The 14,477-nt window shown below is 59.2% G+C and carries 14 protein-coding genes; 4 read left to right on the plus strand and 10 right to left on the minus strand.

The window, feature by feature from the left end; translation table 11 throughout:
* Window positions 1-8: 8 nt before the first annotated feature.
* The 3 genes from kdgD to kduI form a co-directional block, all read right to left on the minus strand.
* Window positions 9-920, minus strand: coding sequence for a 5-dehydro-4-deoxyglucarate dehydratase (gene kdgD, locus CRP02_RS04450; RefSeq protein ID WP_097100249.1), 912 nt, complete (start codon window positions 918-920; stop codon window positions 9-11).
* 113 nt (window positions 921-1,033) lie between these two features.
* Window positions 1,034-1,777 carry a 2-dehydro-3-deoxy-D-gluconate 5-dehydrogenase KduD gene (kduD, locus tag CRP02_RS04455; RefSeq protein ID WP_097170388.1) on the minus strand — a complete coding sequence of 248 codons (744 nt, stop codon included), beginning with the start codon at window positions 1,775-1,777 and terminating at the stop codon, window positions 1,034-1,036.
* Window positions 1,774-2,598 (minus strand): 5-dehydro-4-deoxy-D-glucuronate isomerase, encoded by an 825-nt coding sequence (gene kduI, locus CRP02_RS04460; protein WP_097170389.1) that lies wholly within the window; start codon window positions 2,596-2,598, stop codon window positions 1,774-1,776. Before kduI ends, kduD begins: the two co-directional genes overlap by 4 nt.
* 176 nt (window positions 2,599-2,774) lie before the next feature.
* Here kduI and CRP02_RS04465 point away from each other — a divergent pair, with 176 nt between their 5' ends.
* From CRP02_RS04465 to CRP02_RS04475, 3 genes are all read left to right on the plus strand, one after another.
* Window positions 2,775-3,572 carry an NAD-dependent epimerase/dehydratase family protein gene (locus CRP02_RS04465; protein WP_097170390.1) on the plus strand — a complete coding sequence of 266 codons (798 nt, stop codon included), beginning with the start codon at window positions 2,775-2,777 and terminating at the stop codon, window positions 3,570-3,572.
* A gap of 134 nt (window positions 3,573-3,706) precedes the next feature.
* The gene (locus CRP02_RS04470) at window positions 3,707-4,444 is read left to right on the plus strand and encodes a FadR/GntR family transcriptional regulator (RefSeq protein ID WP_003517927.1); all 738 of its coding nucleotides are present in this window, start codon (window positions 3,707-3,709) and stop codon (window positions 4,442-4,444) included.
* A gap of 41 nt (window positions 4,445-4,485) precedes the next feature.
* Window positions 4,486-4,803 carry a cupin domain-containing protein gene (locus CRP02_RS04475; protein WP_003517929.1) on the plus strand — a complete coding sequence of 106 codons (318 nt, stop codon included), beginning with the start codon at window positions 4,486-4,488 and terminating at the stop codon, window positions 4,801-4,803.
* A 12-nt stretch (window positions 4,804-4,815) separates the two neighbouring features.
* Here CRP02_RS04475 and CRP02_RS04480 read toward each other — a convergent pair whose 3' ends face one another.
* The 6 genes from CRP02_RS04480 to CRP02_RS04505 all read right to left on the minus strand — a co-directional run bounded on the left by CRP02_RS04480 (window position 4,816) and on the right by CRP02_RS04505 (window position 12,585).
* Window positions 4,816-6,048 carry a M24 family metallopeptidase gene (locus CRP02_RS04480; protein ID WP_097170391.1) on the minus strand — a complete coding sequence of 411 codons (1,233 nt, stop codon included), beginning with the start codon at window positions 6,046-6,048 and terminating at the stop codon, window positions 4,816-4,818.
* Between the two features lie 352 nt (window positions 6,049-6,400).
* Window positions 6,401-8,404: an aldo/keto reductase gene (locus CRP02_RS04485; protein ID WP_097170392.1), complete on the minus strand. Its 2,004-nt coding sequence runs from the start codon at window positions 8,402-8,404 to the stop codon at window positions 6,401-6,403.
* A 37-nt stretch (window positions 8,405-8,441) separates the two neighbouring features.
* Window positions 8,442-9,527, minus strand: a complete 1,086-nt coding sequence (locus tag CRP02_RS04490; RefSeq protein ID WP_097170393.1) for an ABC transporter ATP-binding protein — start codon at window positions 9,525-9,527, stop codon at window positions 8,442-8,444.
* A gap of 13 nt (window positions 9,528-9,540) precedes the next feature.
* Window positions 9,541-10,377, minus strand: a complete 837-nt coding sequence (locus CRP02_RS04495; protein ID WP_003517937.1) for a carbohydrate ABC transporter permease — start codon at window positions 10,375-10,377, stop codon at window positions 9,541-9,543.
* The gene (locus tag CRP02_RS04500) at window positions 10,374-11,234 is read right to left on the minus strand and encodes a carbohydrate ABC transporter permease (protein ID WP_013761426.1); all 861 of its coding nucleotides are present in this window, start codon (window positions 11,232-11,234) and stop codon (window positions 10,374-10,376) included. Before CRP02_RS04500 ends, CRP02_RS04495 begins: the two co-directional genes overlap by 4 nt.
* A 79-nt stretch (window positions 11,235-11,313) precedes the next feature.
* Window positions 11,314-12,585, minus strand: coding sequence for an ABC transporter substrate-binding protein (locus tag CRP02_RS04505; protein ID WP_097170394.1), 1,272 nt, complete (start codon window positions 12,583-12,585; stop codon window positions 11,314-11,316).
* Between the two features lie 92 nt (window positions 12,586-12,677).
* Here CRP02_RS04505 and CRP02_RS04510 point away from each other — a divergent pair, with 92 nt between their 5' ends.
* Window positions 12,678-13,568, plus strand: a complete 891-nt coding sequence (locus CRP02_RS04510; protein ID WP_013761428.1) for a helix-turn-helix domain-containing protein — start codon at window positions 12,678-12,680, stop codon at window positions 13,566-13,568.
* Here the strand turns inward: CRP02_RS04510 and CRP02_RS04515 are convergent.
* Window positions 13,565-14,419: an AraC family transcriptional regulator gene (locus CRP02_RS04515; protein WP_097171242.1), complete on the minus strand. Its 855-nt coding sequence runs from the start codon at window positions 14,417-14,419 to the stop codon at window positions 13,565-13,567. The genes CRP02_RS04510 and CRP02_RS04515 overlap by 4 nt on opposite strands.
* Window positions 14,420-14,477 lie beyond the last annotated feature (58 nt).

Below are 14,477 nucleotides of genomic sequence, written 5' to 3' on the forward strand. Positions count from 1 at the left end.
TACCTTGATCACACCTTGCGCTTGTGCGTGCCGATCAGGGCATCGAGCATGCCGATTTCCTCATTCGTCAGATCCTTCAGCGGCGCGCGCACCGGACCGGCATCGAAGCCCTGCAGGCGAACGCCAGCCTTGATGGCGGAAACGGCGTAACCCTTGGCGCGATTGCGGATCGCCATGAACGGATAGAAGAATTCCGTCAGGATGCGTTCGCAGGTGGCGCGCTCGCCGGCCCGCAGCGCCGCATAGAACTCGTTCGCAAGGCCCGGCACGAAGTTGAAGACGGCCGAGGAATAGGTGGTGAAACCGGCGCCGAGATAGGCTTCGGCAAACAGTTCCGCCGTCGGCATGCCGCCGAGATACATCAGGCGGTCACCCATCTTGGCGGTGATCTGGCGAACGAGACCGATATCACCGGTGCCGTCCTTGAAGCCGACGAGGTTCGGGCACTCATCGCAGAGACGCGCCAGCGTATCCGCCTGAAGCACCGAATTGTCGCGGTTATAAACCATGACGCCGATGCCGACCGACTGGCATATTTTCTTGATGTGCGCGTAAAGGCCTTCCTGCGGCGCATCGATGAGGTAATGCGGCAGAAGCAGGATGCCATCAGCACCGACCTTTTCGACCGAGCGTGCGATATCAACCGCAACCTCGGTGCCGTAGCCGCAGCCGGAAACGATTGCCGTTTCACCGGCCACTTCCTTGGCAGCCGAAACGATAGTAGGGATTTCATCCGGTTTCAGCGAGAAGAACTCGCCCGTACCGCCGGCGGCAAACAGCACCGGCGCCTTGTAACCGGCAAGCCATTCGACATGCGCCCTGTAGCTATCGGCCGCAAAACGACCCTCGGAATCAAAATGCGTTACCGGGAAGGAGAGCAGGCCGGAGCCAAGCGCCGCCTTGATTTGTTCAGGGTTCATAATCCGTATTCCTCTGCAAGTTCACTGACTGGAAGCCACCTAAACCGCTTGCCGCATATTTGTCAACAAGTCATCATACAAGTTATATGATGAATTTTGAAAACCGGCGCGCATTAGCGCGCCAGCCAGCCGCCATCGACATTGAGGATGGCGCCATGCACATAGTCGGCCGCCGGCGAGGCGAGGAAAACCGCCGCCCCAGCGATGTCTTCAGAATGCCCCCAGCGGCCTGCCGGGATGCGCTCCAGAATGGCCTTGTTGCGGGCAGCATCCGCCCGCAACGCCTCGGTATTGTTGGTTTCGATGTAACCAGGCGCAATGGCATTGACGTTGATGCCCTTCGCGGCCCACTCATTTGCCAGAAGCTTGGTCAGACCCGCAACGCCATGTTTCGCCGCCGTATAGGACGGTACGCGGATGCCGCCCTGAAACGACAGTAGCGAGGCGATATTGATCACCTTGCCCGGACGACCTTTCGCCAGCAATTCCTTGGCGAAGGCCTGCGTGGTGAAAAACAGCGCCTTGAGATTGACGTCCATCACCTCATCCCAGTCGAGCTCTGAAAACTCCACGGAATCGGCGCGGCGAATGATGCCGGCATTGTTGACGAGAATATCGAAACCGGCGTCGGCAAAGCTGTCCCTGGCGGCGAGTGGATCGGCAAAATCAATCGACAATGCGGCGGCGTTGCCGCCGTTCTTCGCGATCATGTCCAGCGTCTCATCCGGCGCGCGGCGGGCAGCGCAGACGACTTCCGCGCCGGCCGCGGCGAGGCCGACGGCGATTGCCTGACCAAGCCCGGTATTGGCACCCGTCACCAGCGCCTTACGCCCTTGAAGCGAAAAGGGATTTTTCATTTCAGATCCCCCGGCTGAATGAAGTCCATATCGGTATAATCGACATTGTCCCCAGCCATGGCCCAGATGAAGGTGTACGAACCGATGCCAGCGCCGGAATGGATCGACCAGGGCGGAGAAATGGCGCCCTCTTCGTTGGAAATGAAGAGATGCCGCGTTTCCTGCGGCTCACCCATCAGGTGCAGAACGCGCGACTTTTCATCCATGCCGAAATAGAGATAGGCCTCCATGCGGCGATCATGAATATGCGACGGAATGGTGTTCCAGACGGAGCCGTCCTCGAGCGTCGTATAGCCGAGCACCAGCTGGCAGCTTTCCATGACGAGCGGGTGGATGAACTGGTTGATTGTGCGCTTGTTGGAGGTCTCGGCCGCACCAAGCTTGACCTCCTTGCTGTCGGCAAGGCTGACGAGCTTTGCCGGCAGGCTGCGATGCGCCGGGCATGAAGTGATGTAGAACCGGCCCGCGCCATCGAAGGTCACCGCACCGCTGCCCGCACCGAGATACAGAACGTCGCCACGATTGAGCGTGTACGTCTCGCCACCAGCGTTGACGGTGCCGGTGTCGCCGATATTGACGATGCCCATCTCGCGTCGATCAAGGAACGACGGCGTCTTGGTTTCCTCGACCTTGTCCAGCATCAGCGGGGCACCATCAGGCACCGCGCCGCCCATGACGAAACGGTCGTAGTGGGTATAGATCAGCCTGATTTCGCCGGAACGGAACATGTCGTTGGCGAGGAAATGCTTGCGAAGCCCATCGGTATCGAGCGTTTTTGCATATTCCGGGTTGACGGCCTGCCTTGTTTCGACGGTCAGCATCAAACTCATCCTTCATGATTGTTGCGTATAGGACATAATATATGTTATCCGCTTTTTGTACGATCTGTATGACAAGGTCAAGAGGGACCTGGATATCTCGACCACGCCGGAGACGTTGAATGGGGGGGTCCCGCAGCCTCGATGATCCGCAGTCCATTCGTTTAGGGAGAATTGCAATGAAACGGCTTCTTGTTACCGGTGCGGCTGGCCAGCTCGGCCGCGTCATGCGCAAGCGCCTCGCACCGATGGCCGAGATATTGCGTCTTGCCGATCTTTCGCCGCTTGATCCTGCCGGGCCGAACGAGGAATGCGTGCAATGCGATCTGGCCGACGCCAGCGCCGTCGATGCGATGGTCGCCGATTGTGACGGCATCGTCCATCTTGGCGGCATATCGGTGGAGCGGCCTTTCGAGCAGATCCTTCAGGGCAATATCATCGGGCTTTACAACCTCTATGAAGCGGCCCGCGCCCATGGCCAACCGCGAATCATCTTCGCGAGCTCCAATCACACGATCGGTTATTATTCCCAGACAGAGCGGCTTGGCCCCGACGTTCCCTTCCGGCCGGACGGTCTTTACGGCGTGTCCAAATGTTTCGGCGAAAGCCTCGCCCGCATGTATTTCGAAAAATTCGGCCAGGAGACGGCGCTGGTCCGTATCGGCTCCTGCACGCCGGAACCGCAAAATCACCGCATGTTGTCGACCTGGTTTTCGCAGGATGATTTCGTATCGCTGATCGAGACGGTTTTCCGCGCGCCGGTGCTCGGCTGCCCGGTCGTCTGGGGCGCATCGGCCAATGATGCGGGCTGGTGGGACAATTCCCACCTCGGCTGGCTTGGCTGGAAACCGAAGGACAACGCCGAGACTTTCCGGCAGCACATTGCCGAGACAACACCGCAACCAGACCCTAAAGATGCGGTGGCGCGTTTTCAGGGCGGCGTTTTCATCGACAATCCGATCTTCAAGGCGACGTGAAATGCCATATGGGACCGACAGGCATGACAACCGGTCTTTCCTGCGCGAGCAGCGGGATTGCAAGCCGGACCTCGAATGACGTATCGAGGAATACCGGACACTAACCCGCACCCTTTATTAGAACGGCGATGACAATGACAAAAGCGATAACCTCCGAACCGGCAGCTCCGCAGGCCAAGACGCTTGTGGTGAAGGTTTCCGAGGAGCTCCGCAGCCAGATCGCCAAGGGCCGTTACAAGACAGGCGAGCGCCTGCCTTCCGAAGCGCAGATGACGCAGGAATTCGGCGTAAGCCGCACCGTGGTGCGCGAGGCCATCGCCTCACTGAGGTCCGACGGGCTGGTCGAGCCTCGTCAGGGTGCGGGCGTCTTCGTGCTGGAGCCAGCGCCTGTCGAGCGACGGCCTTTCCATAACGTCGATCTTGCCCGTGTCTCGTCCCTGATCGAAATGCTCGAACTGCGCACCGCCGTGGAAGGTGATGCCGCCGGTCTTGCGGCCGTTCGCCGCTCCCCGGCGCAGGAGGAGAAAATCATCGAAGCCTTCGATGCCTTCCGCGCCAGCGCCGCCAAGGGCATTCCGACAGCAGAGGCCGACTTCGCTTTTCACCTGGCTGTTGCCGACGCAACCAACAATCCGCGCTTCAGCGAGTTTCTACAGGTGCTTGGCCCCACGCTCATTCCGCGCCGCGCCGTTGCCGAAAACGGCAAGGAAACCGTGCTTTCGCCCGCTGACCTCAACCGGCTTGTCGGTGAGCACGAAGCAATCCTGATTGCGATACAGGACGGCGACGAAGAGGCGGCAAGAAGCGCCATGCGCCACCACCTGAAAAGCAGCCAGACGCGTTACCGCGCCATGCTGCGCGCGCCGCGCTGAATTTCAAGCTTGAACGACATCGCATGACCGAGGAGAACGACATGCAGCAGCTTCCGACATTCCCCACCGTTTCACCCGACGACGGCGTTGAACGCACCGTGCTTTCCGAAGCGCCGGAGCTGATGGTGGTTTCGTTCCGCTTCAAGACCGGCGCCGAAGGCAAGCTGCACAACCATCCGCATGTGCAATCCACCTATGTCGCCAGCGGCAGCTTCCGCTTTTACCGCGATGGCGAAGCCTACGACCTGCAGAAAGGCGACAGCCTCATCATTCCCGGCCATGTCGAGCACGGCTGCCTCTGCCTGGAAGAAGGCGAGCTCATCGACTGCTTCACCCCGCGCCGCGACGACTTTCTCTGAATCTGGCCGGCCTCAGGCCCGGGACAAATCCCGCAGGGTGCGTGGCAGGCTGTTCATGCACTCTGCCCCTGCTGTAGTAACGAGAAACTGGTCCTCGATCATCAGCGCGCCCAGACCTTCGCCGTAAAACGGCGCTTCAAGTGCCACCACCATGCCGGGAAGAATGACCTCCTCATTGTCATGGGAAAAGAACGGCCATTCCTCTATGCCCACGCCCCCGCCGACGGAATGGCCGAAATGACCGCGATAATATTCGCTGAATCCGTCTTTACGCATCGAATCCAGCATGGCGGCGTGCACCGCACCGAATGTATTGCCGGGACGAATCGCTTCCAGCCCGCTGGCAGAAGCTGCCTCCAGCGCCTTGAAAATATTGGCCGCGAGCGGAGAGACCGGACCCCATGAAAACGTCCGCGCGCCATCCGACGAATAACCATCGACCAGCGTGCCAACATCGGCCTTGATCAGGGCACCGGGCGTGACGACCGCCGTCATATCCGACAGGGCCGGACCGACAGATATATAGTCCCAATGGCCGCTCAGCGAAAAACCCGACTTCAAGGCATGCGACTGAGCGCCGGCTTTCCAGGCGTTGGAAAGCTCGCCGAGCGCCACGCCCGGCCGCACGGCCGCCGCCATCTCGGCCAGCCCTGCCTCAGCGGCCGCTGCGGCCCGCCTGAGAAGTTCGATCTCGCGCCCGGATTTCACCGCACGCAGACGTTTCAGCACTGTCGAACCATCAACCCAGGTCACAGCGGGCGTCGCCTCACGAAGAGCCAAAAAATCGGCCGCGGGCATGAATTCGAGATCGGCACCGATGCGCGCCGCAGACAGCCCGCGTTCCCGCAGAAGGTCGGCCAGCAAAACAAAGCAGGCGGCGCGATCGAATGTCTCCGGCCTCTGTCCGCCGGAATTGTTTCGGCGATAGGCACCGTCTACCTGCGAGACGTTTTCGACACCCGACAGATCGACCATATCTATCCAGATGCGGTGTCGGCGCAGATCGACATCCGGCGCGGCCTTCTCGACAAGAGGTGCGGCGTGATCGCTGACGACGGCGGCAAGCCCGGACGCAGCATCGGCTAGCACCAGCACAATCGCCGACCCCGCCCTGCCCCACATCGTCGCAACGCCCGCATGTGCTCCTACCGCATAACGGAAGGCTTCGGGCTGGAAAAGCACCAGCGCATCCATGCCCGCCTCACCCATCAACTGCTGCGCACGGCCTCGATCGATATCGCCCATAAGAACCCCGGTAGATTGTTTCACCCGCCGTGTTTTCAGGCGGGCGCGATTTTATCAAGATTCCGATTTATCAGCGGCTGCTGAGAGAAAGAAGCAGGAAAACAAGATAAGGTAGGAGGTTGGGGATAGTCCTCCTATAAAACAGTGCTTTTAGCACCACCATAGCATCCGCATTCCGTCACCCGGACGAGGTCCGGGGTCCAGCACGGTCAAGTCCTTGATCGCAAAAGGCTCCAGCCACGGCGCTGACACACCGTGGCTGGATGCCGGTCAAGCCCGGCATGACGGAGGAGAGGTAGCCGACTTTATCATCCATCTGGAGACCGCGGAAAACCCGCCGCCTCCGGTCGCGTCACGCCTCCAGCCACTTAACCTGCTCAGCCGTCAGCTTGATATCCAGCGCCGAAAGGCTGTCCTCCAGTTCGGCAATGGTGCGCGGCCCGATCAGCGGAATGACCGGGAAAGGCTGGGCGATGACATAAGCGAGCGCGATGTGGATCGGATGGCGGCCGAGTTTCCGGGCAAGCTCGATCGCCCGGTCGCGGCGGTGGAAGTTGCGGTCGGAATACCAGACGCGGACGATTTCCTCGTCATCGCGCTTGTCCCGCCCCGCACGGTCGGTGAAGAAGCCGCGCCCCTGGCTCGACCAGGCGAAATTCGGGATCTGGCGGGATTGGAGCCATGCCTTCCACTCATCATCCGATGCCGCCACACACCCCGCCCAGATGGGATCGAGCATTTCGGCAAGCGAGAAATTATTGGAAAGTGCGCCCGGCGCCTGTTTGCCGTTCTTTTGCGCATAGGCGGTGGCCTCGTCCATACGCTCGCGCGTCCAGTTCGATCCGCCAAAAATGCCCCGAATGCGACCACGCCGGACTTCGGCATCCATCGCATCGACAAATTCGCCGACCGGCACGTCGGGATTGTCACGATGCATGAAATAGACATCGACATAATCCGTCTTCAGACGCTCCAGCGACTGGTTGAGCTGCTTGGCGATCATGTCCGGATAGCAGAGCGGCGAATGCGCACCTTTGCCGATCAGCACGATTTCTTCGCGCGGCACGTTGCGGCTGGTGTGCCAGTCGCCGAATATGGCTTCCGTCTTGCCGCCGCCATAGACATAAGCCGTATCGAACAGATTGCCGCCCGCCTCATAAAAGGCATCGAGCGTCAGGGACGCGGAGGCGAAATTGGGGAAGAACTCGAAACCGAGTGCAACCACCGAAGCGGTTTTGGTGAGGCCGGGTATCTGCCGCTTCGGAACCGCATTGCCTGCCACGACCTTGCCACCGGCAATATTCGTGATGCGAGAGGTTGCTTTTTCGACGCTGTATTCCAGGCCAACGGCGGCACGCCACTGGTCCATGACACGTAGATTGCCGAGACTGTCGGCCCAGCCCATGCCGGGCGCGCCGAATTCCTGCTTGCCCTGCCTTATCGCCTCACCTGCTGCATCGACTTCGAAGGAATAGAGCCAGCGGTCTTCCGGCAACTCGATGGTTTCGACCTTGTCGCCCCTGAAAATATCGATCCGGCCGGTGCCACCCTTGTGGCCGGCGGCGAACCAGAAATCCTTGACCTCGATACGGCCTTCCGAACCGATGATGCGCAGCACATTGTCCTGCCCTGCCATGATCGAGCAGGAGACTTCGGCAATGATGCCGTTCGAAAATTTCAGAACGGCCGAAGCCCATTCATCGACGCCCGACTGGCCGAGATGGGCCGCACCTACAATCTTTTCCGGTTCGACGAAGGGTTTTCCTTCGACTGCACCGGCAATCAGCCGCACCATGGATACGGGATAACCGCCGACATCGAGAATGCCGCCGCCTGCCGTCTCATTGGAAAACAGGCGATGATCGGCACGGAAAGACCCCATGTTGAAACCGAAACTGGAGCGGATGATGCGGACATCGCCAACGGCGCGGTTCCTGATCAACTCCACCAGTTTTGCCGTCTGCGGATGCAGGCGGTACATATAGGCTTCGCCCGCAAAGACATCAGCCTTTTTCGCTTCGTGGAAAATGGCGTCGGCATCATAGGCGGAAAGCGCGATGGGCTTTTCCACCAGCACGTTTTTGCCCGCACGGATCGCCTTGATCGCCCATTCCGCATGGCCGGTATGGGGCGTGGCAATATAGACGGCGTCGATATGGGGATCGGAAAGCAGCGCATCGTAACCATGGATGATGCGCGCGCCGGGAAAGGCGTCAGCAAGGCCGGGCTTGTCCGGATTGCGGGTGGCGATAGCCTCGAGCTTACCCGTGCGGGAATGGGCAATGCCGTCCGCAAAGGTCTTGGCGATGGTGCCCGGGCCGATAATGCCCCAGCGGATCGGTTGGTCGGTCGTCATGAAATCCTCGTCTTGACTTGCGTGCTTGGGAAAGGGTTCAGCGCAGGCGATTGCCCTGACTGTCGAAAAGAAATGCCTTGCGGGCGGAAAGACCGACCGTCAGCCGATCACGATTGGCGACGTCTCGCGATTCCGGCCGCTCGATGACCAGTTGCTCACCGCCTTCCGTACGGGCATAGACATAGCTGGTATTGCCGAGGTGCTCGGCGACATCGACGTGAACGGTGAGATCGGCATCGCTCTGCCCGACATCGGCAAAATGTTCGGGCCGGATACCGAGCGAAACCTTGCTTCCCTCATTGAGCCGGTCCTTGATCGGCAGGGTCAGCCGCACGGCAGGATCGCTGTCGAGCGACAGCGTAACGCTTTGTCCACCTGTACCGATGACGGTCGCCTCCAGAAAATTCATCTTCGGCGAACCGACGAAACCGGCAACGAAACGGTTGGCGGGGTCGTCATAAAGATCGAGCGGGGCACCGACCTGTTCGATATTGCCCGCCCTCAAAACCACGATCTTGTCGGCCAGCGTCATCGCCTCGGTCTGGTCGTGGGTGACATAGATCATCGTGGTGCCAAGCTGCTTGTGCAGCCGCGAGATTTCCACCCGCATCTGCACCCGAAGTTCCGCATCGAGGTTCGACAAGGGCTCGTCGAACAGAAAGACCTGCGGTTCGCGCACGATGGCGCGGCCGATGGCGACACGCTGCCGCTGCCCGCCGGAAAGCTGCTTTGGCCGACGTTCCATCAACTCGTTGATCTGCAGGATTTCGGCAGCGCGGCTGACACGCTTTTCCGTGTCGGCCCTGGGATTACCGTTCATCCTCAGGCCGAAGGACAGGTTTTCGGCAACCGTCATGTGCGGATAGAGCGCATAGGATTGAAACACCATGGCGATGCCGCGATCGGCCGGATCTGCATCGTTGACCGTTCTGCCGCCGATACTGATATCGCCGTCCGATATATCCTCCAGCCCCGCGATCATACGCAGAAGCGTTGATTTGCCACAGCCGGACGGGCCGACGAAGACCACGAACTCGCCATCGGCAATATCGAGATCTGCACCATGGATGACTTTCAGCGCACCGTAGCGCTTGACGACATTCTTGAGCGAAAGTTCCGCCATGCGGTCTCTCCCCTTACTTGACTGCCCCGGCAGAAATGCCGGCGATGAAGTGGCGCTGCAAAGCCACGAAAACGATGAGAATGGGTGCGGTGAGCAGAACTGCACCGGCCATGATGCCACCCCATGACACTTTGGTAAGCCCGATGAGGGTGCCAAGTGCCACGGGTGCGGTCATCATTTCCGGGCGGGAGTTGATCAGCAGCGGCCAGAGATAATTATTCCACGAAGCGAGGAAGAGGATGATCGACAGCGCCGCCATGGTGGGGCGCGCCAATGGCAGGGCAATGCGCAGGAATATCTGCCATTCCTTGACGCCCTCGACCCTTGCTGCATCGAAAAGCTCCGTTGGCATCATGGAAAAGGATTGCCGCATGAAGAGCACGCCGAGCGAGTTGAACAGCGGCGGCACGATGAGTGCCACCCAGGTGTTGGCGAGCTTGAATTCGCGCGCCACCATGATGAATTGAGGAATGACGACGACTGCAAAAGGCAAGGTGATGGTGCCGAGAATGATGGCGATCACCACCGAGCGTCCCGCAAAACGATAGCGCGCCAGCGCCCAGCCCGCCATGGAGGTCAGAAACACCGAGAGAACCGTATAGATGACCGCAACGGTGATCGATATGAACATCGCCCGCAGGAAGTTGGTATCCGCCTGAAGGTTTTTGAAGTTCTCGATGAAATTGGTGGACGGGACGAGCACGATGTCGGGGCTGAAAATGCCAAAATCAGGCATTGTCGAGAACACGAACATCATCCACAGCGGAAATAGCCAGATGAGGGCAAGCGGCGTCAGCGTCGCATGCAGCGCGATCTTCTGCCAGAGAAGCGATCTGGATTTCGATCTCATTTCGGCTCCCTCCCGACCCAGAGATTAAGAAGCGAAATGGCGATGGCGAGCGCCGCCATGGTGTAAGCGATGGCCGAGGCGTAACCGAAATTGAGCGAAGTGAAGCCTTGCCGGTAAAGAAACAGGCCCAACGTTTCCGTGCCGCCGCCCGGACCACCCCTGTTGGTGATGAGGAAAGGCTCGGCAAAAAGCTGCATGGTGCCGATGACGGACAGGACCACGCAGAAAAGGATGATGGGTTTCAACAGCGGCAGTGTGATGTGGAAAAATTGCTGCCGCTTGTTCACCTTGTCCAGTGTCGCCGCCTCGTAGACATCGCCGGGGATGGATTGCAGGCCAGCCAGAATGATGATGGCATTATACCCTGCCCAGCGCCACGTGACGGCGATGATGACGAGCGCCATGGCCGCATTGGCATTGTCGAACCACGAGATGGGCGAAAGGCCAACGGAAGTGATGAGCTTGTTAATAATGCCGAAATCGGCACTGAACATCAGCCGGAAAACGGCCGCATAAGCGACTTCTCCGACGACGACGGGTGCGAAGAAGGCAAAACGGTAAAGCGGACGCACCTTCAACAGTGGCGAGTTCAGAAGCACCGCCATGACGGTCGCAAGCGCGATCATGACAGGCACCTGAATGACGAGAATGATCAGCGTATTGTAGAGCGCGTTATAAAACGCCGGATCGGAGACGAGCCGACCCCAGTTCATGGAGGGCGCAAACCGCCACGGATTGATGCGGGTATTCTGGAACGACAGCATGAACGAGCTGACGATCGGCCAGACCCAGAACGTCGCGAAAATCAGAAGATAGGGCGCAAGGAACGCATAAGCGATCCTGTTCCTTGACGGCATGACGACCTCCAGATGCGATGGTTGGAAAGCTTGGAGAGGCCGGTCCTGCTAAAACCGCAAGGCCGGCCATTCGAGAGCTTCATTCCGCGACCGGCAGCCCCGTGGCCGTTTCGATCTGCTTTGCGGCATCGTCGAGAGCTGCTTTCGCATCGGGATAACCACCTGCGAAATATTTGGTCTGTGTCGCCTTGTAGATCGCATCTGCATCCGACTGGAACGCGGTGCCACGGCTGGGCACGATTTTCGGCAGGGTCGCCAGAATATCGGTCCAGACCGCCTGCCCACCCCAATAGGGCTGCTTTTCCTTGACGAAAGGATCATCGATGGCGGAGAGAAGCGACGGAACGAGGCCGAATGACTTCAGCATCGTCACCTGCCCCTCATTGGTGGTCAGCGCGTAATCGATGTACTTCCAGGCGGCTTCCTTGTGCTTGGACGCCGAACTTATCGCCAGCGAAGAGCCACCGAGATTGGCGGCATGCGGACCGTCGGGCGTAAGGCTCGGCATCATATAGACACCCCACTTGCCCGAAAGATCGGGAGAGCCGGAGCGAACCGTGCCTTCATACCAGGCGCCATACATCTGGCTCGCGGCCTTGCCGGCAGTATTGGCCTGGATCTTCTCATCCCAGATCGCGGCCGTGATGATGCCGGCATCCCTCATCTGCTTGATCTTTTCAAGCGTCGCGACACAGGCAGGTTTGTTGATGGTGATGTTCTGGCCGTCGGTCGAAAAGTAACCGCATCCCTGCTCGTTGGCGATCATGCGGAACCACTCGCTGTCGCCGTTGAAGTCGGCCTGCGCCATCACGGTGCCGGGATTGGCAGCCATGACCTTCTTGCCAGCCGCGATGAAATCATCCCAGCTTTTGATGGTGGCCGGATCGACAGCAGCCTTTTCGTAGAAATCGCGCCGGTAAAAAACGGCCACCGGACCCGAATCCCAAGGCACCGCATAAGCTACGCCATCAACCTCCAGCTCCGTGCGTTTGAAGTCAGGAAAAAGCGCCTTTTTTTCAGGCGTATAGCCAACTGCAGTCAAATCCGTGAAACAATCCGGAAACCGGCTCCAGAACAGTTCCGCCTCGAAATTTTCGACCGTTACAATATCTGGGAGGCCGTCGCCACCCGCTGCGCAAGCCGCCAGCGTCTTGTCGAAAACCTGATTGTTTCCAAGGTCTTCAACAACAATCTTGATGTCAGGATTTTGCTTGTTGAACCCTTCGACAGTGGATTTAAGCGCCGATGCGGCGACATTCCAGCTCCAGATGGTTACGGTCTCGGATTGCGCCATTACCGGTGCTGCAAGGAGCACCAGAGCCGTCGACGCGCCAAGAAATTTAAAGCACATTGAAAACCTCCCTTTTTCAATTGCCGTTCTTTAGCGAACATGGGCACATTACCGGCGGCAGGAAATCTGTCTCGTACAAAGGGAACATCGATTTGGCGGAAAGTAAGATTGCCGAAAGAGCCTTCTACCAGCCGGGTGCAAGCAGCATCGAAGGCATGCCGACCACGCTCCAGCTTTTTTACAACCACCCGCCCATCATGCTCAGGCCGCACTGGCATGCGCAGGTGGAGGTGAACTATGTGATGTCGGGATCCGTACATTACCGGATGGGCGACCACGACCTTTCGCTCGATGCCGGCCAGATGTGCATTTTCTGGGGTGGCCAGCCGCACCAGATGGACCGTTCCTCCGATGATTCGATTTATGCGGGCGCGCATCTGCCGCTCGTCCATTTTTTCCGCATGCGGCTGCCGGCTGCGGTTTCCAGCCTGCTGATGGGCGGCGCAACGATGGTGAGTGCGCAGACAGACCGGGCCGACGAGGAAAATTTCGGCCGCTGGTTCCGTTACGTCACGTCGGGTGATCCGGCCAAGGCGCAGCACGCGGTGGAGGAATTGCTGCTGCGGGTGGAGCGCATGTTCCTCGAGCCCTATACCGTCATATCCTCCGCCGTCAGCGGCAAGCGGGAAGAAAATGACGAGAGCATGGCACCCTCCATCGGCGTGGTGCGCATGTGCGATTTCATTGCCGCCAATTTTCTAGACGACATCGACGCGACCGAGATTGCCCGCGCCGCCTCGCTTCATCCGAAATATGCGATGAACCTGTTTCGCAAATCCACCGGCATGACGCTGATCAAATACCTCACCTTGCTCAGGCTTTCCCGCGCGCAGGCGATGCTGATGAACGGCAAGGACAATATTCTGCAGATTGCCATGGAAAGCGGCTTCGGCTCCGTCAGTGCCTTCAACAAGGCGTTCCGTCAGATCGCCGGCATGTCGCCTTCCGATTTCCGCCGCGACATGCGCGCGACGGCGGCTTAATTTTCCGCCTCTTCAAAATCGGAGTAGCCGGCACTGCGCTGACCTGCCGCCTTGCGATAGGCGCGGGGCGAATTGCCGAGCATTCGCCGGAACATGGTGGTGAAAGCCGGAATATTCTCATAACCGGCATCCAGCGCCACATTGGTCACTGCCTCGCCCGCGGCAAGCCTTGGCAAAGACGCAAAAATGCAGGCCTGCTGGCGCCAGGTGACGAAACTCAGCCCCAACTCTTTGCGAAATAACCGCGTAAAGGAGCGCCGGCTCATGCCCATGGCGGCGGCCCAGTCATCGATTTCCACTCTGGCGACAGGCTTTTTCAGGAACTCGCGGCAAAGACCGGCAAGACGCTGATTATCGGGAAAGGGTAATCCCAGCGGGCGTTCCGGCAGACGGTTGACCTCATCGAGCAGAAGCGCCCGCACCAGTCCCTGCCGATGAAAAGCGGCGGGTTGCAACTCCTCGCCCAGCAATTCCGAAATCAGGCTGGAGGCGAGGGCGGTAATTTCCACCACCCTTGGGGCCTCGGCTTGAAACAGATCGGGGTGAACGTAGATCGAATGCATCTCCACCGTTGAGATGATCTCGGCCTCGTGTTTCAGCCCGGCTGGAATGATAAGCCCGTGACCGGGCGGTATCATCCAGCGCCCGGCGGCGGTGCTGACCAGCACGACGCCCTGGCGTGCGCACCATATCTGCACCCGTCCATGGCTGTGGATCGGCGTACGGTGTCCTGTGGGATAAGCACGGTGAAGCGCCAGCACCGGCTCGTTGGTGCCGTCGATCAATTTCAGGCTGCGCTCATGGTCGTCATCCGCCAGACGGGCGGGTTTTAGCGATTTGATTTTTGCCATTTGGCCCATTCACAAAGAAACTCGTCCAGAACACGAAAGCAGGCCAGAAACAATATGA

The sequence above is a fragment of the Rhizobium sp. AN5 genome, assembly GCF_900215255.1.
GTDB lineage: Bacteria > Pseudomonadota > Alphaproteobacteria > Rhizobiales > Rhizobiaceae > Agrobacterium > Agrobacterium tumefaciens.

Excerpts from the sequence above, each read along its gene's own strand:
- CRP02_RS04465 (WP_097170390.1), top strand. The coding sequence starts at position 2,775 with ATGAAACGGCTTCTTGTTACCGGTGCGGCTGGCCAGCTCGGCCGCGTC.
- CRP02_RS04480 (WP_097170391.1), bottom strand. The coding sequence starts at position 6,048 with ATGGGCGATATCGATCGAGGCCGTGCGCAGCAGTTGATGGGTGAGGCG.
- CRP02_RS04515 (WP_097171242.1), bottom strand. The coding sequence starts at position 14,419 with ATGGCAAAAATCAAATCGCTAAAACCCGCCCGTCTGGCGGATGACGAC.
- CRP02_RS04470 (WP_003517927.1), top strand. The coding sequence starts at position 3,707 with ATGACAAAAGCGATAACCTCCGAACCGGCAGCTCCGCAGGCCAAGACG.
- kduD (WP_097170388.1), bottom strand. The coding sequence starts at position 1,777 with ATGAAAAATCCCTTTTCGCTTCAAGGGCGTAAGGCGCTGGTGACGGGT.
- CRP02_RS04490 (WP_097170393.1), bottom strand. The coding sequence starts at position 9,527 with ATGGCGGAACTTTCGCTCAAGAATGTCGTCAAGCGCTACGGTGCGCTG.
- CRP02_RS04475 (WP_003517929.1), top strand. The coding sequence starts at position 4,486 with ATGCAGCAGCTTCCGACATTCCCCACCGTTTCACCCGACGACGGCGTT.
- CRP02_RS04495 (WP_003517937.1), bottom strand. The coding sequence starts at position 10,377 with ATGAGATCGAAATCCAGATCGCTTCTCTGGCAGAAGATCGCGCTGCAT.
- kduI (WP_097170389.1), bottom strand. The coding sequence starts at position 2,598 with ATGCTGACCGTCGAAACAAGGCAGGCCGTCAACCCGGAATATGCAAAA.
- CRP02_RS04500 (WP_013761426.1), bottom strand. The coding sequence starts at position 11,234 with ATGCCGTCAAGGAACAGGATCGCTTATGCGTTCCTTGCGCCCTATCTT.
- kdgD (WP_097100249.1), bottom strand. The coding sequence starts at position 920 with ATGAACCCTGAACAAATCAAGGCGGCGCTTGGCTCCGGCCTGCTCTCC.
- CRP02_RS04505 (WP_097170394.1), bottom strand. The coding sequence starts at position 12,585 with ATGTGCTTTAAATTTCTTGGCGCGTCGACGGCTCTGGTGCTCCTTGCA.
- CRP02_RS04485 (WP_097170392.1), bottom strand. The coding sequence starts at position 8,404 with ATGACGACCGACCAACCGATCCGCTGGGGCATTATCGGCCCGGGCACC.